The organism is Sediminibacterium sp. FW305-C-61 (assembly GCF_058231065.1).
Map to the genome: position 1 here is coordinate 338,516 of NZ_JBIQXR010000005.1, position 19,338 is coordinate 357,853.

21 protein-coding genes and 1 tRNA gene are annotated in these 19,338 nt (G+C 40.1%); 15 read left to right on the forward strand and 7 right to left on the reverse strand.

Going from position 1 to position 19,338, the window contains the following annotated elements; all coding sequences use genetic code 11:
- Positions 1 to 121 precede the first annotated feature (121 nt).
- Complete coding sequence (locus ACH30E_RS14525; RefSeq protein WP_490825206.1) at positions 122 to 850, forward strand: ferredoxin--NADP reductase; 729 nt, start codon at positions 122 to 124, stop codon at positions 848 to 850.
- A gap of 61 nt (positions 851 to 911) precedes the next feature.
- Here the strand turns inward: ACH30E_RS14525 and ACH30E_RS14530 are convergent, their stop codons facing one another.
- Entirely contained in the window at positions 912 to 1,295 is a 384-nt protein-coding gene (locus ACH30E_RS14530; protein ID WP_490825205.1) for a four helix bundle protein, read from the reverse strand.
- A 117-nt stretch (positions 1,296 to 1,412) separates the two neighbouring features.
- Entirely contained in the window at positions 1,413 to 2,876 is a 1,464-nt protein-coding gene (locus tag ACH30E_RS14535; protein ID WP_490825204.1) for a glycine--tRNA ligase, read from the reverse strand.
- A gap of 530 nt (positions 2,877 to 3,406) precedes the next feature.
- On the opposite strand from ACH30E_RS14535, the gene ACH30E_RS14540 reads away from it, so the two are divergent.
- On the forward strand, positions 3,407 to 4,801 hold the full coding sequence (locus tag ACH30E_RS14540) for an aminopeptidase P family protein (RefSeq protein WP_490825203.1): 1,395 nt from the start codon (positions 3,407 to 3,409) through the stop codon (positions 4,799 to 4,801).
- Between the two features lie 99 nt (positions 4,802 to 4,900).
- On the opposite strand, the gene ACH30E_RS14545 is transcribed toward ACH30E_RS14540, so the two are convergent.
- The 3 genes from ACH30E_RS14545 to dtd are packed head-to-tail and all read right to left on the reverse strand — an operon-like array spanning position 4,901 to position 6,074.
- Entirely contained in the window at positions 4,901 to 5,224 is a 324-nt protein-coding gene (locus ACH30E_RS14545) for a nucleotide pyrophosphohydrolase (RefSeq protein ID WP_490825202.1), read from the reverse strand.
- The gene (locus ACH30E_RS14550) at positions 5,221 to 5,622 is read right to left on the reverse strand and encodes a group III truncated hemoglobin (RefSeq protein ID WP_490825200.1); all 402 of its coding nucleotides are present in this window, start codon (positions 5,620 to 5,622) and stop codon (positions 5,221 to 5,223) included. Before ACH30E_RS14550 ends, ACH30E_RS14545 begins: the two co-directional genes overlap by 4 nt.
- Positions 5,622 to 6,074, reverse strand: a complete 453-nt coding sequence (dtd, locus tag ACH30E_RS14555; RefSeq protein WP_294997284.1) for a D-aminoacyl-tRNA deacylase — start codon at positions 6,072 to 6,074, stop codon at positions 5,622 to 5,624. Before dtd ends, ACH30E_RS14550 begins: the two co-directional genes overlap by 1 nt.
- Positions 6,075 to 6,110: 36 nt before the next feature.
- Between dtd and arfB the strand changes: the two genes are divergently transcribed.
- The 5 genes from arfB to ACH30E_RS14580 all read left to right on the forward strand — a co-directional run bounded on the left by arfB (position 6,111) and on the right by ACH30E_RS14580 (position 10,282).
- Positions 6,111 to 6,521, forward strand: a complete 411-nt coding sequence (arfB, locus tag ACH30E_RS14560; protein WP_366517268.1) for an alternative ribosome rescue aminoacyl-tRNA hydrolase ArfB — start codon at positions 6,111 to 6,113, stop codon at positions 6,519 to 6,521.
- 3 nt (positions 6,522 to 6,524) lie between these two features.
- Positions 6,525 to 7,220: an MbnP family protein gene (locus ACH30E_RS14565; RefSeq protein ID WP_490825199.1), complete on the forward strand. Its 696-nt coding sequence runs from the start codon at positions 6,525 to 6,527 to the stop codon at positions 7,218 to 7,220.
- A complete protein-coding gene (locus ACH30E_RS14570) occupies positions 7,217 to 8,290 on the forward strand; it encodes a cytochrome-c peroxidase (protein ID WP_490825197.1) in 1,074 nt (357 codons plus the stop codon). The genes ACH30E_RS14565 and ACH30E_RS14570 overlap by 4 nt, the downstream gene beginning before the upstream one ends.
- Positions 8,291 to 8,424: 134 nt before the next feature.
- Complete coding sequence (locus ACH30E_RS14575; protein WP_490825195.1) at positions 8,425 to 9,930, forward strand: lipopolysaccharide biosynthesis protein; 1,506 nt, start codon at positions 8,425 to 8,427, stop codon at positions 9,928 to 9,930.
- Positions 9,931 to 9,961: 31 nt separating this feature from the next.
- Complete coding sequence (locus tag ACH30E_RS14580) at positions 9,962 to 10,282, forward strand: MmcQ/YjbR family DNA-binding protein (RefSeq protein ID WP_490825194.1); 321 nt, start codon at positions 9,962 to 9,964, stop codon at positions 10,280 to 10,282.
- Between the two features lie 89 nt (positions 10,283 to 10,371).
- On the opposite strand, the gene ACH30E_RS14585 is transcribed toward ACH30E_RS14580, so the two are convergent.
- Positions 10,372 to 11,517, reverse strand: a complete 1,146-nt coding sequence (locus ACH30E_RS14585; protein ID WP_490825193.1) for a hypothetical protein — start codon at positions 11,515 to 11,517, stop codon at positions 10,372 to 10,374.
- 24 nt (positions 11,518 to 11,541) lie between these two features.
- Here ACH30E_RS14585 and ACH30E_RS14590 point away from each other — a divergent pair, with 24 nt between their 5' ends.
- The 7 genes from ACH30E_RS14590 to ACH30E_RS14620 all read left to right on the forward strand — a co-directional run bounded on the left by ACH30E_RS14590 (position 11,542) and on the right by ACH30E_RS14620 (position 16,757).
- Positions 11,542 to 12,015, forward strand: coding sequence for a GAF domain-containing protein (locus tag ACH30E_RS14590; RefSeq protein WP_294997274.1), 474 nt, complete (start codon positions 11,542 to 11,544; stop codon positions 12,013 to 12,015).
- A gap of 224 nt (positions 12,016 to 12,239) precedes the next feature.
- Positions 12,240 to 13,517, forward strand: coding sequence for a DEAD/DEAH box helicase (locus ACH30E_RS14595; RefSeq protein WP_490825192.1), 1,278 nt, complete (start codon positions 12,240 to 12,242; stop codon positions 13,515 to 13,517).
- Positions 13,518 to 13,561: 44 nt separating this feature from the next.
- Positions 13,562 to 14,794 (forward strand): serine hydrolase domain-containing protein, encoded by a 1,233-nt coding sequence (locus ACH30E_RS14600; RefSeq protein WP_490825191.1) that lies wholly within the window; start codon positions 13,562 to 13,564, stop codon positions 14,792 to 14,794.
- 64 nt (positions 14,795 to 14,858) lie between these two features.
- A tRNA-Leu gene (locus ACH30E_RS14605) sits at positions 14,859 to 14,940 on the forward strand.
- A gap of 296 nt (positions 14,941 to 15,236) precedes the next feature.
- Positions 15,237 to 15,530, forward strand: coding sequence for a DUF6922 domain-containing protein (locus ACH30E_RS14610; protein WP_294997268.1), 294 nt, complete (start codon positions 15,237 to 15,239; stop codon positions 15,528 to 15,530).
- Entirely contained in the window at positions 15,485 to 16,111 is a 627-nt protein-coding gene (locus ACH30E_RS14615) for a nucleotidyl transferase AbiEii/AbiGii toxin family protein (RefSeq protein ID WP_490825190.1), read from the forward strand. The genes ACH30E_RS14610 and ACH30E_RS14615 overlap by 46 nt, the downstream gene beginning before the upstream one ends.
- A gap of 463 nt (positions 16,112 to 16,574) precedes the next feature.
- Complete coding sequence (locus tag ACH30E_RS14620) at positions 16,575 to 16,757, forward strand: hypothetical protein (RefSeq protein WP_294997264.1); 183 nt, start codon at positions 16,575 to 16,577, stop codon at positions 16,755 to 16,757.
- A gap of 141 nt (positions 16,758 to 16,898) precedes the next feature.
- Here the strand turns inward: ACH30E_RS14620 and ACH30E_RS14625 are convergent, their stop codons facing one another.
- Positions 16,899 to 17,657 (reverse strand): LytR/AlgR family response regulator transcription factor, encoded by a 759-nt coding sequence (locus tag ACH30E_RS14625; RefSeq protein ID WP_294997262.1) that lies wholly within the window; start codon positions 17,655 to 17,657, stop codon positions 16,899 to 16,901.
- 478 nt (positions 17,658 to 18,135) lie between these two features.
- Here ACH30E_RS14625 and ACH30E_RS14630 point away from each other — a divergent pair.
- Positions 18,136 to 19,338 (forward strand): TonB-dependent receptor plug domain-containing protein (locus ACH30E_RS14630; protein ID WP_490847351.1); only part of this gene is annotated, 1,203 nt, incomplete at its 3' end.

Genomic DNA, 19,338 nt, shown 5'->3' on the forward strand with positions numbered 1-19,338 from the left:
TGCTTTATTGATGGGGATTCTATTCTATTCATAACAACGAAGTTGTTATAATCCTCCTCATTTCCAAATTTCCAAATTTTCAAATTTTCAAATTATCCTTACATTGTGTAAAACCATTCGTATGCTTGAACCATGGCGCATAGGTAAGGTCATCAGGATTGAAGACGCTACCGATTCTACCCGACGTTTCTGGATCGAGATTCCGGAATTGGCTTCTTTTGATTTTAAACCCGGTCAGTTTGTAACACTCGACCTCCCCATACACGAGAAGAAAAATAAACGCTGGCGCAGCTATTCCATAGCCTCCGCGCCAGATGGAACCAATATTATAGAACTGGTAATTGTACTTCTCGAAGACGGCGCAGGCACCAACTATTTATTCAAAGAAATTCAAGTAGGCTCGGAACTTACCTTACGCGGCCCTCAAGGTGTTTTCACCTTACCGGAAATAATCGAGAAAGATTTATTCCTGATCTGCACCGGTACCGGTATTGCCCCTTTCCGTTCAATGGCTCACCATATCCACCGACATAAACTTCCACATCAGGATATACATATCATTTTTGGTTGCAGAAAACATGGCGACTGTCTTTATGGACCAGAACTGAAACAACTTGAAAAAGAAATGCCCGGCTTCTACTACCACCCTGTCTTCTCTCGCGAAGAAACAGTAGCAGAAGGTGCATATACAGGATATGTACACGGCGTTTACGAAGATCTTTTACGCATTCAAAAAAAGCCTTCCCATTTCTTCCTCTGCGGCTGGAAAAACATGATCGACGAAGCCAAACAACGCATCATCGCCATGGGGTATGAGAAGAAAGATATTCACCTTGAACTTTATGGGTGAGGGAACAGAGGAATAAGAAATAAGGAATAAGGAATAAGAAAGTCTTTAGAGGAATACGGGATCAGGAAGAGGTGTATTTACGTGTATTATTCTTTTTAGCAGTGTCAATACATTTGAGGAAGATAAATACGAGTTCTGTGCATTCTTGCATTATTGTTGACAGGTTAATTGAAATTTCCCAGTTCAATTTTTCTATAATGGCAAGACAATTTCTTGTTTCCCGTAATTCTTTCAATGCGATTTTCATTTTATGAATGAAATCAGTTCTTGATTCTGCTGATTGTGCCTCCCCATAATGCAAAGCAGGTGCAGAACCACTTCTGGTCAATTGCCCTCCCAAATGATTTCCAGCAAATGTTTTAGGTAATTTCTCTGCGGCTTGTATACAATGAACTGCAAACTGAATCAACCTGTCTTCAAGATCAAATTTGTATCTGGTTTCCATACAACAGCTTTATCACACAAATTTCATCATTATATATATAAAAAAATAGCGTATTTATAAGATGTATAAATACGCTATGAATACTACTTTCTTATTCCTTATTTCTTATTCCTCTGTTTAAATCGCTTCCATCACAATCCTCTTCACCTCACTCATCGCCACTCTTTCCTGTTTCATGCTATCACGATGTCTGATGGTTACCGTTCCATCTTCTTTGGTTTGATGGTCGATTGTTACGCAGAATGGTGTGCCGATGGCGTCTTGTCTGCGGTAGCGTTTACCGATGGCGTCTTTTTCTTCGTAGAAACATTTGAAATGCGGCTTGCACTCGTCTAGTAACTGCTTCGCTATTTCCGGTAAGCCGTCTTTTTTCATCAATGGAAGAATGGCCAGTTTATTCGGGGCGATTTTAGCGGGAATACGCATTACTACACGACTATCAGTACTACCATCTTCTTTGGTAATGGTTTCTTCTTCGTATGCATGACTCATTACCAACAGGAACATACGATCTAAACCAATGGATGTTTCTACCACATATGGAATATAGTTGCCGTAGGGTTTACCTGTTGCAGGGTCTATATCAGCATCAAAATATTGCTGTTTCTTTTTGCTGTACTCCTGGTGGCTCTTCAGATCGAAATCGGTACGGCTGTGAATACCTTCTACCTCTTTAAATCCAAAAGGGAATTCGTATTCAATATCCAATGCTGCGTCTGCATAATGCGCCAGTTTCACATGATCATGGTAACGGTATTTTTCAGCCGGTATACCAAGACTTAAATGCCAGTTCAGTCTCTCCTGTTTCCAGAAATTGTACCACTCCATTTGTGTGCCGGGACGAACAAAGAATTGCATTTCCATCTGCTCAAATTCACGCATGCGGAAAATAAATTGGCGTGCGACAATTTCGTTGCGGAAAGCTTTACCTGTTTGTGCAATACCAAAAGGCACTTTCATCCTGGCGGTTTTCTGTACATTCAGGAAGTTTACAAAAATACCCTGAGCAGTTTCCGGACGCAGGTAAATGGTATCAGCATCTTCTGCCACCGAACCCAATTGGGTAGAGAACATGAGGTTAAACTGACGGATATCTGTCCAGTTAGCGGTCCCGCTCACACTGCAGACAATTTTCTGGTCGTCCATCAGTTGTTTGAGTCCACTAAAATCTTCAGCAGCCAGTAATTTTTCCATTGCTTCGATCAGGGCATCGGCTTCTGCTGCTGCACCTTTCTCTCTTAGCTGATCCGCTTTGGCTTCCAGTAAATGATCTACCCTGTATCTTTTTTTGCTGTCTTTATTATCGATCATCGGGTCACTGAAATTATCTACGTGACCACTAGCTTTCCAGGTAGTAGGGTGCATGAAAATGGCGGCATCGATACCTACGATGTTATCGTGCATCTGGGTCATGCTTTTCCACCAGTAATCACGGATATTCTTTTTCAGTTCTGCTCCATAAGGACCATAATCATACACCGCACTTAATCCATCATAAATTTCACTACTGGGAAATACAAATCCATACTCTTTGGCATGTGATATAATAGCCTGAAAACGATTGTCTTGTTGTATGCTCATAACGGGGCAAAAGTAAGAGAATAAGCTGCAAGCTCCAAGCTGCAAGCAGCAAGCCTTGATTGGCGGTTATTTTAGGCTTCTGCTATTAATGGGAAAACTTGTACAGTTTTGCGTTAATTATTCAATCCGGGGTATCGTTGATTTAATTCAAAGATCGATGTGCTCTATCCTACCCTTGACCTACAGCCAGGAGCTATTTTTCCCCGGACACATTGGTTCAACAAGCAAATATCTACCCATCTCATCCCCATCCGATCCCCATCAACCCCCGATCAAAGTCCCTCCTTTAAATAATGGTTGGATATAGGAGTTTGAAGGATGTTTATGATGATTTTTATTCATGTTATACAAATCTCCTAATTGAACCTGCTATTTTAAGACTTGTTTTATACCCACTTAGGAGAGGACATTTGTCGTATAGCTCATGGTGCAGGGGTTATGACAAGATGCCAAGTTCAGTTCCATTCTTCATTTTTTTTCGCCCGACTCACTGAAAACCTATAGTTTTAGTGCGCTCAAAAAAATACAACATGCTTAGAAAAACTTGCTTCAGGCTGCTTTGTTTGTTGATGCCAGCCATCACTATGGCGCAGCAAACTACCGAGTATCCTAACGATTACCTTAGTCCCGAATTCCATGCTGGCCGCAGAGCTGCATTCAGGGAAATGATGCCGGATAATTCCGTAGGTGTATTTTTCGCTTCGCAGGTAAGGGTAAGAAACAATGATGTTGATTACCAATATGCACAAAGCAAAAATTTTTACTATTTAACGGGACTTGAAGAACCCAATTCACTTCTTCTGCTTTTCAAAAAACCAGTAACCATCCTTGGTGCCACCGGAACAGAGTTCATTTTTGTACAGAACCGCAATCCACAACAAGAAATGTGGACAGGTAAAATTTTGGGTGTGGATGGCGTTAAGAATAAATACAAAATAGCGAACGTATTCACCAACGATAAATTCACTGCCAGTACTTTCGATTTTAATACGGTAGATACCATATTGAGTTTATATAAAGGAGAAGATATTCTATCGAAATACAGCAACCGCGACCAGTTATCACGTATGGCTGCTATTGTAGACAACTTCATCACCGAATCAAAAAAACCACTTGGCGATCGCTCTACACGTATGATCATGTCGTCATTACGGGGGATTAAACAGCCAGAAGAAATTAAGCTGCTGGAGAAAGCTGCAGCTTATAGTGTTGAGGGGCACAATGATGTGATCCGAGCTGTAAAACCAGGCATGACAGAATACCAGGCTCAGGCCATTATGGAATATAATTTTAAGAAAAATGGTTCTGAATATCCAGGCTATCCAAGTATCAATGGATCATCTGAAAACGCTTGTGTACTACACTATATTACCAACCTGCGTTTAATGAAAGACGGCGACCTGCTGTTGAGCGATTGCGCCGCTGAATACCATGGCTATACTGCCGATGTTACCAGAACTATTCCGGTGAACGGCAAATTTACTCCTGAACAGAAATTGATTTATGAACTGGTATTAGAAGCGCAGGATTCTGGTTTTGCAGCCTGTAAACCAGGCGCACCATTTGGAGATGTAGATGCTGCCGCACGTCGTGTAGTTAACCGTGGCTTAATTAAGCTGGGCATTGCAGCCAATGAACAGGAAGCACGTCAGTACTTTCCACATGGCACATCGCACCACCTTGGGTTAGATGTACATGATATGGGTCCACGTATTTTACAGGAAGGTGTTTACATTACTGTGGAACCAGGTATTTATATTCCCCCTGGAAGCAAATGCGACAAAAAATGGTGGAGTATTGGTGTTCGTATTGAAGACGATATCCTGATTACCAAAGACGGACATCGTAACCTCTCTGCCGGCTCACCACGCTCGGTTGCAGAAATAGAGAAGATGGCAAAGCAGAAAAGCATATTTGATAAATAAGAAATAAGGAACATGGAATAAGAAATCAGGAAGTAGGATTTGTTTTTTCCTTTCTGATTTCTTATTCCTTATTTCTTATTTTTCTGTTTCATCTCTCTTCTACAGTTTCGGATTATTTTTATGTCTATCCGCGTCGCGGATATTTTTCTTTTCAAAATTCTTCTCCAGTGCCTCTGTCAGATTTACGCCTGTTTGGTTGGCCAGACAAATTAATACCCATAATACATCGGCCATTTCATCGCTGAGTTCTTTGCCTTTGTCGGATTCTTTGAACGACTGTTCCCCGTATTTTCTTACCATCAGTCTGCTTAACTCTCCGACTTCTTCCATTAAAATGCCGAGATTGGTTAATTCATTGAAATAACGCACACCAGTGGTATTAATCCATTGGTCTACCTGTTCCTGAGCTGCTGCTATGGTCATAATGATTTGTTTTGATGGTTGATGGGGGCATCAGCATGAATGGTTTTTATTTTCATCACTGTTGCTATTGAATAAGCCCGCTGTTTAGCAAGCTCGGCTTTATCGCCATTGAATAATTCATCTACTGTTGCCTGGAATAAAGTTACCCACTGATTGAAATGAGCGTCTGTAAAAGGCGACTTTTCATGCAGGTGTTTATGTGCCGCAATGGCATTTGCTTTGTATCGCGCCATACCAAACAACACCGTTTCCCAGAAATCTATAATAACAGGTAGGTGCTTTTCCAGATCCATTTGCATTACAGAAGTAAAATAATGCCCGATAACAGCATCAGGAATGGCTTTCTGATAAAAGGCACGCATGAGTGTTTCAATATCTGCCCGACTTTGAATGTCCATTACTCTTTGTTTTTTGAATCCATCACAATGGTTACCGGACCATCGTTCAGTAAACGCACTTTCATATCGGCACCAAAAATACCTGTTTGCACCGGCTTACCCAGATCACCAGATAACTGTTTAATCATTTCCTCATACATGGGAATGGCAATATCGGGCTTGGATGCACGTATATAAGAAGGCCTGTTGCCTTTTTTAGTACTGGCATGCAGGGTAAACTGGCTTACCAGTAAAATTTCACCATCGACATCTTTTACCGATAAATTCATCACCCCATCGGCATCGTTGAACAATCGAATGTTTACGATTTTATTACTTAACCATTCTATATCTTCTTTGGTATCAATGTCTTCAATACCCACAAGTACCAGTAAACCATGTTGTATACTTCCTGTGATGTGCCCATCAACCTGAACACTTGCTTCACTTACCCTTTGAATCACAATTCTCATAATTGATTCCGCTTTTTGTACGAACTTTATTTTGTAATGAAGATAGATATTAGAACCGAAATACAATTCCAGACTGCACGCAGTGGCGGCAAAGGCGGTCAAAATGTGAACAAAGTGGAAACCATGGTAGAAGGCCGCTGGAAAGTGGCAGACTCGGTATTTTTTACCGATGAAGAAAAAGCCATGATTATTGATCGACTAAGCAATCGGATTACAGATGATGGTTATCTGCTGGTAAAATCACAATCTGAAAGATCGCAATTGGGCAATAAGGAGGAAGTGATCCGTAAAATCACCCAGCTTATCACTACTTCCCTTATTAAAAGGAAAATTCGCAAGCCCACAAAACCCAGTAAAGCAGCGAAGGAGAAAAGATTGGAGTCAAAGAAAATGCATACCCGTAATAAAGCGCAAAGAAAAAAAATCAACAAGAACGATTATCTCTGAATTGTGAAAAGAATATTCTGCCTCTTATATCTCATAACCTGTTTTTTTGCTGAAGCAAGGGCCCAAAAAGTTCGGCCACTAACCATACAATTCGTTAATCGATTCGGTACCGACCCGCTAATACCAGAACAAACCTATTACCTGGGTAAGGATACACTGGTTGTAAATCGTTTCAAATATTATGTTTCGCATATTAAACTCACCAACAGCAAGGGCAAAATTTTCACACCAGCCAATGAATATTTCCTGATAGATATTGCTGATGAAAAAACTACCCGGTTAACACTAAGCGTTCCGGAAGATGATTATGTTGGCATTGGTTTTTTATTAGGTGTTGATAGTATCCGCAATGTATCCGGCGTTCAAACAGGTGCATTGGACCCACTGCAGGGTATGTTCTGGACCTGGAACACCGGTTATATCATGGCCAAACTGGAAGGAACAGCCAGTAGTTCGATGATTGCGGGTAAACAGTTTACCTATCATATTGGAGGATTTCGCAACAACCAGAATACCACAAGAAATATTGAATTAAAGAGTCCTGTATTTACCCATTCAATATCCATTGTTGCAGATGCTTCTGTCTGGTTCAAAGACATTGATATTGCCAAAACGCCTATTTGTCATAGCCCCGGTGCACTGGCCATTCGTTTTGCCAATAATTACAGCACCATGTTCTCGATCAACCAGCAACCATGAGGTATTCAAGAACCATAATAACCATTGCCATACTTGCTTCGTTGTCTATTTCATGGATCACACTCAACAACATTATTAAACCAACACCTGTTTCTTTTATAGTTCCGAAGGGTTGGCCTAAACCGGTATATGATTTTAAATCGAACCCACTTACCAAAGAAGGTATTGAACTTGGCAGACAGCTATTTTATGATACACGATTGAGCAAAGACGGATCTATCTCATGCGGTACCTGTCACCAGCAATTTGGTGCATTCAATACTTATGATCATAACCTGAGTCATGGTTTTAATAATTCTCTCACCACCCGCAATGCACCTGGATTATTTAACCTCGCCTGGCAAAAAGAATTCATGTGGGATGGCGGTATAAACCATCTGGATCTTCAGCCATTGGCACCTATTACTGCAGAAAATGAAATGGCAGAGAACCTTGTGAACCTCATTAAAAAGCTACAGGCAGAAAAAGCATACAGGCAATTATTTAAAGCTGCTTTTGGCGACGAAACCATCAGTACACAACGTATTACCAAAGCACTCAGCCAGTTCCTGCTCACTTTTGTAAGTAGCAATAGCAAGTATGATCAGATGCAAAGAGGACTTGACACTTTTATTCTCCCGGAAAAATTGGGATACGAAATCTTTAAGCAGAAATGTGTTAGTTGTCATACCGAACCCTTATTTACCGATTACAGCTACCGTAATATTGGTATGCCTCTTGATCCTTTTCTTAAAGACCTTGGTCGCATGAAAATTACCAATGAAAGCAGTGATTCACTGAAGTTCCGTGTACCCAGTTTGAGAAATGTAATGCGCACTTTTCCTTATGGGCACGATGGTCGCTTTTTTTCCATCATAAGTGTAATGGATCATTACAGGAAAAATATGGTGATCGGGCCAACCACTGACAGCTTGCTAAAAACCAGGCTTCCTCTATCCAATTTTGAAATAGGACAAATCACTGCATTTCTATACACACTTACCGATACAAGCTTTCTCAATAACCCAAACCTTGCCCAACCAGGCAAAGGAATCAGTACCACCGCTCCGGCAGATATTCATAATAATTAATGAATGTTCCGGGCTATTCTTGAATTTAATGGGAAGAAATACGATGTTTGTGGAGAGAGTCCGAAAGTCCGAAAACAGCTGATTCTTATCTTCCGGACTTTCGGACTCCGGACTTTCGGACTAAAAAAATTGCATTGAGTAGTATCAAAAAATTAGCAGGACAAACATTATGGTACGGTGTTCCCACCATTGCCAGTCGCTTTTTGGGGTATGCACTGAATATTCTGTTATTCTGGTGGTATGAACCAAGCAGTACAGCGAGCATTACGCAGATATATGCGTTAATTCCTTTCTTTAATATTTTATTTACCTATGGACTTGAAACAAGCTATTTCAGGTTCATTCAGGATAATGATAAAACAAAAGTGTTTAATACACTCACCACATCTATTCTTGTAAGCACCATTATTTTCACTGGCCTTCTATTATGGCAGTCACCGGCTATTGCTAAACTGATTGATTTCGCTGACCATCCGGAATACATCAGGTGGATGGCCTGGATCCTTTTTTTTGATACTATTTCTATCATCCCCTTTGCCAAACTTAGGCAAGAGGGCAGACCAAGGATGTTTGCATTTATTAAGGTATTCAGTATTGCAGTGAATGTATTGTTGGTATTATTTTTTATTGGGTTTTGCCCAAAACTCTACAAAGAAGATCCACAAAGCGCCTGGTTATTTTTTTATGACCCAAGCATTGATATTGGTTATTATATCATTGCCAATGTTATCTCTGCTATCGTTACCTTACTCTTGCTCACCAAAGAACTTATCAGTTTCCGGTTCTCGTTCGACTTCAATTTGTGGAAGCGTGTAATGAATTATTCTTACCCATTGATCATTGTAGGACTTGGCGGCATGATCAATGAAATGTTGAGCAGACTTGTTTACACCAGGGTACTTAATTTACCTCGTGAAGAAGAATTGAGACAGTTGGGTATTTTCGGTGCCAATTATAAAGTAGCCGTACTCATTACCATCTTCATACAGGTATTTCGTATGGGTGCAGAGCCTTTCTTTTTTAACCAGGCAAAAGAAGATAATGCACAGCGCACTTATGCAAGGGTGATGAAGTTTTTCGTGATCACCTGTGCATTTATGTGGCTGGCTATTATGGTAAACCTTCCTTTGATAAAATATTTGTCGTACGGCTCTCATGCGGCTGAATATGGTGAAGGTCTAGGCATTGTTCCCATACTGGGAATGGGTTCTGTGCTCCTGGGTATTTACTATAACCTGAGTGTATGGTACAAGCTTACTAATAAAACGCTTACCGGTGCCTGGATTACCCTGGCCGGGGCGGCGATTACCATTCTCCTCAATATCTGGTGGATTCCTTTATTCGGGTATAACGGAAGTGCATGGGCAACATTTGCCTGTTATGCATTTATGATGGTCATTAGTTATAAGCTCGGGCAAAAATATTACCGTATTCCCTATGCAACTAAAAAGTTACTCGCTTATCTCGCAATTGTTACCCTCCTTTTTTTAATTCACCAACTCTTTGTATACTTTGTTGATGCTTTATGGGCAGGAACTTTATTTGGACTCATTTTATTAGCCGTGTTTGCCTGGTTTATTTTATTGGTGGAGCGAAAAGAGTTTCAAAAAATGCCTGTAATTGGCAAATACATTAAATAATCCGGTGTAGGGTTAAGATAACATAAACATTATGATATCAGCCGACAAATTCAGGGATATTGCATTATCAATGGACGATACCGATACGGCACCCCATTTTGATAAACTCGCTTTCAGAAAAAATAAAAAAATATTTGCTACGCTACACCCCAATAGCCTGGTAGCAATGGTAAAACTTAGTCCTGAACAACAATCGGTTTACCTTCAATTACCCGGTAATATTTTTTATCCGGCATCAGGGGCTTGGGGCAAAAGTGGTTGCACGCATTTTAATCTGAAAGACGTAGGCATTCGCATTACTAAAGAATTACTTAAACTATCCTGGGAAAATATTGCCCCCTCTAAAAAATAACCCTGCGTAAACTCCATTACCTCATGTTCTCTGCGTTGAACCTTGGAAGTAAGGGTATTTGTACCGCAGGGTACATGAGGTAATGGAGTTTACGCAGGAGTGAGTTGTTTTACGAAGACACGGAATCGCTTATACAATTCGCCACCCAATTTTTCACATTCTGCCCGCATAGTATGATTTGTTTCAAGAATCAGATGACTATCCATATGCGTCATGCCTTTTGAAGAAGCTGTTTGAATAAGTGCCATTGCCATATATACATCAAGTCCTTTTCCTCTGTAACCTTCTTTAACTGCCCCCAATAAAAGATTTAGTTGTTTGCTTTTTCGCATGGCCGAGAAAATATGAAACAATCCGAATGGAAAAAGTTTTCCTTTTGCTTTTTGCAATCCGATACTCAGGTCGGGCATTGCTACTACAAATGACAACAATTTACCTTTCTCGTCTGCAATAGCTTTTACAAAAGCAGGGTTCAGTATCGGTAAATACTGTTTGGCCATTTTATGTATTTCAGCATCCGACATTGGAACAAAGCCAAACAAAGGGGTATATGTTTCATTTATCAACTGAAATACAGGTACTATGTAGGGCTTAAGCGCTTTTCTACTGTTAAACTCCAGCAGTTTAAGTTTTTGGTTGCGGCCAATTCTGTCCAATATACGTTCATATAATGCAGGCAAATGATCAGGAATGGGAATGCGATAAGAAACGCAATCTAAATACTTATTATACCCCAGCGATCGGATTAATTCAGGCATATAAGCCGGATGTGCTGGTGTGGCAATTACCGGGAGGTGTTCCAGTCCTTCAACCTGAAACCCCTGTGGATCCTTATCGGAAAAACCGAAAGGTCCGATTATTTGTTCCATGCCATTTTTCTTCGCCCATGTTTCTACTGCTTGAATAAGTATGGAAGCAATTTCGATATCATTGATGCAGTCAAACTTAAAGAAGCGCGCTGTTTTTTCCTTTTGACGATCATTGTATGCATGATGTATGATGCCCATTATGCGTCCTGCTGCATGGCCATTTTTATAAGCTATCCAACGTTGAACAGTGGCAACTTGAAAAGCCGGATTCTTTTGCGGATCATGAAACTGGTATTCATCCACAAACAATGGAGGAACCCATCGGCTATCATTCGCATACAGTTTTGCGGGCAATTGGATGAATAGCTTTATATCCTTTGTTTCCGTTATTTCCTGAATGTATAAACCCGAATCGCGCATCACCAAACTTAAGTTTTTTATCTTTGCAATATGGCAGAAGACTTAAGCATCATTAAAGGTAATAAGCAAACACAGTATGAATCACTGATACCACAGATTAGAGCGCTGGTAGAAGGAGAAAACGATCTGGTCGCGAACCTGGCTAATATTGCGGCGGCGTTAAAGGAACAATTTGGTTGGTTCTGGGTAGGATTTTACTGGGTTAAAAACGACGAGTTGGTATTGGGTCCATTTCAGGGTCCGGTTGCTTGTACCCGTATCAGAAAAGGAAGAGGTGTTTGCGGAACCAGTTGGGCAGAAGCAAAAACCTTGATTGTGCCTGACGTAGAAAAGTTCCCTGGACATATAGCCTGTAGCAGTCTTTCAAAATCAGAAATAGTAGTGCCTGTTATCAAAAACGGCGTAGTGCTGGGCGTACTTGATGTAGACGCCAGTGAATTAGACCAGTTCGATGAAACCGATCAAAAATACCTTGAGCAGATAGTTGGACTAGTGAATCTTTGATCTCTGATCTTTGAATTTCGATATTAACTCAAATCAAAGATCAAAGATCAAAAACTCAAAAATTTTCCATATCTTTGTATTATTAATATACTCTCTCTACACGACCGATTTCCTTCCGTGACAAAGTTCATCAGTCTTTAAACAGGTAGCTATAAGCATCCACCGTAGGAAGGTTATATAACAACTGAGCGAATTCAGTTGTATTTTATTTAAAATTTATTCCATTGACATTTGATTCATTGAATCTGATCGAGCCCATTTTACGTGCGCTCCAGACAGAAGGTTACACAAATCCAACTCCTATTCAACAACAATCTATTCCGGTAGTGCTTGAAGGACGTGATTTATTAGGTTGTGCGCAAACTGGCACAGGTAAAACTGCTGCTTTTGCAATTCCGGTTTTACAATTACTCTTTCAACAAAAAAATAATACACCCGGTATTAAGGCGTTGATATTAACACCAACCAGAGAACTGGCTATTCAAATTGATGAAAGCTTTGCTGCATATGGTCGTCATACCAACATCAGACATGCGGTTATATTTGGTGGTGTATCACAGTTACCACAAACGCAGGCATTGAAAAGAGGTGTAGATGTTTTGATTGCTACACCTGGTCGTTTACTTGACCTGATGCAACAAGGTTATATCAGCTTACAACAATTACAATTATTCGTTTTAGATGAGGCCGATCGTATGCTCGATATGGGTTTTATCCACGACGTGAAAAAAGTAATTGCTAAGATTCCTGCAAAGCGACAAACACTGTTTTTCTCTGCTACTATGCCGCCTGAAATTGCAGGTTTAGCAGGTAGTATTTTAAACAACCCGGTTAAAGTAGAAGTAACACCTGTTTCCTCTACTGCTGAAAAAATTGAGCAGTCGGTTTATTTTGTGGAGAAACAAGACAAACGTGCTTTACTGCAACATTTATTACAAGACAAACAAATTGAAACCGTACTCGTATTTACCCGTACTAAGCATGGTGCAGATAAAGTAGTAAAAGACCTGCATAAAGCTGGAATTGGTGCCGCTGCAATTCACGGTAATAAATCACAAAACGCTCGTCAGCGTGCCCTTACAGATTTTAAATCTGGTAACCTGCGTGTGCTGGTTGCAACAGATATTGCGGCAAGAGGTATTGATGTGGAACAATTATCGCATGTAATCAACTACGAACTACCCAATGTTCCTGAAACCTATGTTCACCGTATTGGCAGAACAGGTAGAGCAGGTGCTTCGGGTATTGCCATATCCTTTTGCGATGCAGAAGAAAAAGCGTACCTGAAAGATATCCAGAAACTTATTGGCATACCAGTTCCGCAAGTAAATGATCATCCGTATGTGATGAGCGATATTTCACTGACCAATTTCAAACCTGCGCCTAAACAACCGCAGCAGAGAACAGTTCATGGAAACCAGGGTCAGCGCCGATCATTCAGAGGTGGCGATCCAAGGAGATATGCTACGAATGGTCAACAACGTCAGAAAAGAGACTGGTAAACCCACCTCCTATTTATACAAAGCTATTTCGCTATTTTAGTAAAATGAAAATGCGAAATAGCTTTTTTCTTTTTATACTGGTATTGTGGCAATCTATTTCGGTTGCGCAAAAACCATCAGCCCAATATTTTCCGCCTGCGGGAAAATGGGAACAACGTGTTCCCCAGGTGATGGGCATCAACCCAACTATTTTACAGGACGCCATTACATTGGCAAAAGCGGGAGAATCAAAAAATCCGCGCAGCATGGAGATCAATCATTACCGCACATTCGGTAAAGAACCTTTTGGAGAAGGCATTGGTCCATTTGCAGATCGGGGTGAAGCAACAGGTATCATCGTTTACAAAGGCTATGTGGTGGCGCTGTGGGGCGAACCCGATCGTTGTGACATGACACATAGTGTTACCAAGAGTTTTTTATCGGCCATTGTAGGTGTGGCAGTTGATAAAGGCATGATTGGTTCAGTAAAAGATACTGTAGCTCGATATATTCCTCCTATTGAACTTTATCAACCACAAGAGCCTGTAAACAGGCCTGCAGAAGATATAGGCAAACCTCAACTGATTTCTCCTTTTGCTGGTACACATAACCAAACCATTACATGGGAGGATATGCTACGGCAAACAAGTGATTGGGAAGGCACACTTTGGGGTAAGCCTGATTGGGCAGACAGACCCGATGCAGATCCCAATAAATGGCTGAACCGCCCAAGGAACAAGCCGGGTACCAGTTATGAATACAATGATGTAAGGGTAAATGCACTGGCGCTGGCCGCCACCAGTGTTTGGAGAAAACCACTACCGCAGGCGCTTAAACAATATATTATGGATCCCATTGGCGCATCAAATACCTGGCGTTGGACAGGCTATCGTAATGCCTGGATTGTATTGGATGGTCAGCCGGTGCAGTCTGTAAGCGGTGGCGGGCACTGGGGCGGGGGTATGTTTATTAATGCCTGGGATATGGCCCGTTTTGGATGGCTTACTTTGAACCGTGGCAAATGGAATGGGCAGCAGTTATTGAGTGAAACATGGGTACAACAGTCCTTAACACCAACAGCTCCCAAAACCGATTATGGCTATATGAACTGGTTCTTAAATACGGGTAAGAAAATGTTGCCAAGTGCCCCGGAAACCGCTTTTACCCATGTAGGAAATGGAAATAACCTGATTTATGTAGACCCTGAGCATGATTTGGTGGCTGTTATCCGGTGGATCGACGGCCGCTCGCAAGATGCCGTGATTGGAAAAATCATTGAATCATTACCTGTTAAATAAATCAGGATACTAGTCATATTTTTTTAAGTAAAACCCCTACTTTTGCCACCCTGTTCTAAGAAAAGCGGATGTGGCGAAATTGGCAGACGCACCAGACTTAGGATCTGGCGCCGCGAGGCGTGTAGGTTCGACTCCTATCATCCGCACACTTTAACCAAGATTGGTTACAGAAATCCGCTTCGGCGGATTTCTTGTTTTTATACCCCCTATTCTTACCAATCCATGTATGTCATAGTAAAAAGTTTTAAAAAATGCGGATTATGATCTTAATTATGCATGAATATAACATACCATGAAAATTATACCCATCTGCATCTATCTAGCAGCATTTAAAATCAGTATTTTTCTATGACCGGATGTTTAAATTAAGCTTTCGGAAATTTGAAAATGCATACCCTGCTTATCCTTGAAAAAGTAATACCTTTATTGAACAACTAAAAACATGCCCAAACCTAATTTCAATAAGCGTATATTTTGGGATGTAGATATTGAATCTATTGACTTTGAATCAAACGCCGTTTTTGTTATAGAAAGAGTATTTGAACGTGGTGACGTTGCTGATATCAGAGAGTGCCGGAGGTATTATAGCAAAGAGATTATTACAAACGCATTATTGAATATCAAGTTTATGCCTTTGCAGACCCTCTACCTAGCAGCTGCCGTGACCGAAAGAAATATTGAAGAATTCAGATGTTACAAACTCAGACAGTCGAACCAGGCACATTTGCCTTATTAAAACAATTGATGGATATTCCAGCCCTCGCCAAATTTTCACTAGTTGGCGGGACCGCTCTTTCACTCAAATACGGACACCGGATATCTGTAGATATTGATTTGTTTTGCGAGCAGGGTTTTGAGCGGGACACAATTCTGAACGATCTCCAAAGCTTTTTCGGAAAAGACTTTGTTTATGATGGAAAGATCACTAACTGGACGATTTTCGGATTTATTCATGATATCAAAGTAGATATAGTTCACTACACTCACCCTATGATCGAGGAAAAAGAATTGATAGACGGGATAAGGATGTACAATACCAAAGATATTATTGCCATGAAGATTAATGCAATATTGGGCAGAGGGGTAAAAAAGGATTTCTGGGACATTTATGAATTGCTGCAGCATTATTCAATTGAACAATTGATCGACTACCATTCTCGTAAATTTCCTTCACAGCAATTAATGATTACCATACCACAAGCACTCGTTTATTTTGAAGATGCGGAACAAAGTCCTGAACCTATTAGCCTTAAAGGGCAAACATGGGATGAGGTAAAAAACTTTATCCGTAAGCAAGTAAACATTTATTTACAGTAAGCGCCTGTTTTCTACTTTTTCATCTTTAAATATTATTGCAATTTTTGTTCCTTGTTTTAATAAATAAGCGGATGTGGCGAAATTGGCAGACGCACCAAACTTAGGATCTGGCTATTTAGAAAGAAATATGATCAATCATAGTAAAAATGATCACCCCTGTTTAATTAATCAATTAACAAGTCTTAAAATCACTCATTTATCCTGGCTTCTTCCTTAAAAATATAGAGCGCCTAAGAATAGGCGCTCGCAATGCATTATTTAAAAACTGTGCATATGAGATTTAGATAGTAAATCTAATGTTTGTAAGCATAGCCCATCTTACATACTACCTGAATCACGATTTATTGATACTCACTTAGGAATTATCACAATCGAATTAAAAAACAGCATACAAAGAAGAAGAAGAAAACATTACCCTTATTAAGTATAAAAATATTTGAGCACAAGTGATTAATGTAGAAGAATGCAAATTGCGCGTTTAATACTTTTACTGAACGGTAAAATCAGCTTTGAGACGGTAGCCATTACTGTCAGGGGAAATTGGCTGCAAGCTGCAAGCCACAAGCTACAAGCCTTGATGGGTGCTTATTTTAGGCTTTCTGCAATTCTTGGAATAAATGACAGGGTTTGCGAATTTGTTTTGTAAAAATCCTACTCAAAATAAATATTTAATTACCACACTTACGCTTATGGATAATTGAATTCATAGTAAAAAAAGCTAGAAGCTCGTGGCTAGAAGCTATCCCCCGAACATCAATGGCTTGAAGCTTATGACTCAACGCCGCAGCTACACAGATTCAATCCAATTCCTGAATTCATGAACTTTGGTTTGTGCAATGATAATAGGATCTGTATCTATTTTCATTTTGATCATAATCCTTACTTTATCAATCTGCTTAAAGGACGAGATAAATTCAATATTGATGATTTGTTGTCTGTTTACCCTGAAAAAATATTTCTTACACAAATCACTCTCCAACTCCCCGATATTCTTTTGTACAAAAAATTTTTTTGCATATTTATCTACAGCAAAAGTTATTTTGTTTTGAACATAAAAAAATACAATATCTGTCAGTAAGACCGGCAGATACTCTTTTGTTCGTTTTAACAGGATTCTTTTTTTTAAAGGAGAACTATCTTGTGTATCGGCTGCATTCTTTTCAGGAAGAATCGTTCGCTCAACAAAGGATTTAATTTTTTCAAACTTATCCAGCGCCCGCTCTATTTCCGATTCATTTAATGGAACAGATAAAACATCAATATAATTATTCAACCCATCACGATCCTCCTGCTGTAGTGAATTGGATATAAGAATGATGGGGACATCTGTAATTGCTGAAAATATTTTTTGATGTTTGATTGCATTAATCGCATCAGTATCGCAGATAACCAAAGTATGCAATAGACTAACTTCATTTTGATTGATCGGATCTAAAAAATCAGTAAAGCTGCCTGCAACATAATAATCAGTGAGGGTCTGTAAATATTCACTAATGAACGTTACTTTCGACTCATCTGAGCTGATGATGACAATAGGTATAGCCATGTTAAATAATACAATTTAACTGCTCAGAGTAGGGGTTTTAGATAACAGAATTTAATTCACAATTTTACCTGCTATTAAATCTTCTGTAAGCCCAAGATACAACAAAACAGAAATACTAATGAAATGTTAAAGCAATAAATAGTCAATTAAGTAAATATTAATTTTTCACTTATATGAAACAGTTTTCCAAAAAAAATCATTTGACCAACTAATGAGTATTTTACACATTAGTTTTTTATTACGCACCACTCCTTGAAATATTTCGCTACGATCATTTAATTAAGCTGGCCTTTTATCAATTACTGGTCATAGAAAACATAGCGATACTTTTTTGCATTTGTTTGCTGCATTGTTATTTGTTGTTTAGACAGTCTTTTCATTAATCCAGACCTATTTTTTATGAATTCGGATGCACACACTCTCGAAAAACAAATAAACATGGTGTCTTCAGTTTTTAAATTTTATTTAAAAACTGCTTATGAAAAGAAAATTCGCTTTTTTCGCCCTTCTATTGCTTACGGCAATACAGGTTTGGGCGCAAAACAGAACTGTTACAGGTAAAGTAACAGACCAAAAAACAGGGCAACCCCTGGTTGGTGTTACAGTATCTTCGGGCAGCACGAATGCATTAACAGATGGAGCCGGTACTTACCGTATCTCTGTTCCTGCAGCTGCTAAAACAATCTCTTTTATGTTTGTGGGTTACGATCGCATCGAGCTTCCTATCAGAGGAGCTGTGGTGAACGCCTCATTAAACCCTGAGACAAAATCTCTGGAAGAAGTGGTTGTAACAGGTTATTCTCGTGAGAGAAAAACACAGTTCGCTGGTGCTGCATCTGTGATCAGTGCAAAAGCAGTTGAAACTGTACCTGTAGGTTCTTTCGACCAGGCTTTACAAGGTCGTGCTCCCGGTATGCTGGTAAACTCCAGTTCTGGTCAGCCGGGCAACAGCCCTACCATCACTATCCGTGGTGTTCAATCTATCCAGGGTGCCGGTGCGCAGCCTTTGTACATCATTGATGGTGTACCTACTCCTGCTGCTGATTTCCAAACCATTAACCCTAACGATTTCGAATCACTGACCGTATTGAAAGATGCGAACGCTGCTGCGCTGTATGGTGCACGTGGTGGTACTGGTGTAATCGTTATTACTACCAAAAGAGGTAAAGCTGGTACTTCAAACTTCCAGTACCGTACTCAGGTAGGTTTTACCCAGCGCCCAAGCTTTGAGCGTCTGAACCTGATGAACACCAAAGAAATGCTCGCTTATGAAGAGCGTCAGAAGCTTGGTGGTACACCAGGATGGGTTTATTCTCCATTGAACCCTGCTATTCCTACTGGTATGACTGCTACTCGTAAGCAACAGATACTTGACAGTATCAGCCAGATTGATATTGATTATGCAAATATTTTCTACCGTCAGGGTATTACTCAGTCGCATGAACTGAATATGTCTGGCGGTAACGAAAAAACAAGGTTCTATCTTTCTGGTTCTTATTTTGATCAGCAGGGTATTGACCTTGGGTCTAGCCTGAAACGTTATACTACACGTTTCAACGTAGACCATACTGCTGATAAATTAACCGTTGGTTTGAGTGCTACCATTGGTTTCTCAAAAACAAGGTTCTCTGAAGGTGAGCAACTGGGTAACAGCCCACGTAACCCCTTCCAGATGACTTAC

Coding starts and splice junctions, on each gene's coding strand:
- dtd (WP_294997284.1), bottom strand. CDS start 6,074: ATGAGAATTGTGATTCAAAGGGTAAGTGAAGCAAGTGTTCAGGTTGAT.
- ACH30E_RS14620 (WP_294997264.1), top strand. CDS start 16,575: ATGCAAATTGCGCGTTTAATACTTTTACTGAACGGTAAAATCAGCTTT.
- ACH30E_RS14610 (WP_294997268.1), top strand. CDS start 15,237: ATGCCCAAACCTAATTTCAATAAGCGTATATTTTGGGATGTAGATATT.
- ACH30E_RS14540 (WP_490825203.1), top strand. CDS start 3,407: ATGCTTAGAAAAACTTGCTTCAGGCTGCTTTGTTTGTTGATGCCAGCC.
- ACH30E_RS14625 (WP_294997262.1), bottom strand. CDS start 17,657: ATGGCTATACCTATTGTCATCATCAGCTCAGATGAGTCGAAAGTAACG.
- ACH30E_RS14550 (WP_490825200.1), bottom strand. CDS start 5,622: ATGGACATTCAAAGTCGGGCAGATATTGAAACACTCATGCGTGCCTTT.
- ACH30E_RS14530 (WP_490825205.1), bottom strand. CDS start 1,295: ATGGAAACCAGATACAAATTTGATCTTGAAGACAGGTTGATTCAGTTT.
- ACH30E_RS14590 (WP_294997274.1), top strand. CDS start 11,542: ATGGCAGAAGACTTAAGCATCATTAAAGGTAATAAGCAAACACAGTAT.
- arfB (WP_366517268.1), top strand. CDS start 6,111: ATGAAGATAGATATTAGAACCGAAATACAATTCCAGACTGCACGCAGT.
- ACH30E_RS14580 (WP_490825194.1), top strand. CDS start 9,962: ATGATATCAGCCGACAAATTCAGGGATATTGCATTATCAATGGACGAT.
- ACH30E_RS14570 (WP_490825197.1), top strand. CDS start 7,217: ATGAGGTATTCAAGAACCATAATAACCATTGCCATACTTGCTTCGTTG.
- ACH30E_RS14535 (WP_490825204.1), bottom strand. CDS start 2,876: ATGAGCATACAACAAGACAATCGTTTTCAGGCTATTATATCACATGCC.
- ACH30E_RS14545 (WP_490825202.1), bottom strand. CDS start 5,224: ATGACCATAGCAGCAGCTCAGGAACAGGTAGACCAATGGATTAATACC.
- ACH30E_RS14615 (WP_490825190.1), top strand. CDS start 15,485: ATGTTACAAACTCAGACAGTCGAACCAGGCACATTTGCCTTATTAAAA.
- ACH30E_RS14600 (WP_490825191.1), top strand. CDS start 13,562: ATGAAAATGCGAAATAGCTTTTTTCTTTTTATACTGGTATTGTGGCAA.
- ACH30E_RS14525 (WP_490825206.1), top strand. CDS start 122: ATGCTTGAACCATGGCGCATAGGTAAGGTCATCAGGATTGAAGACGCT.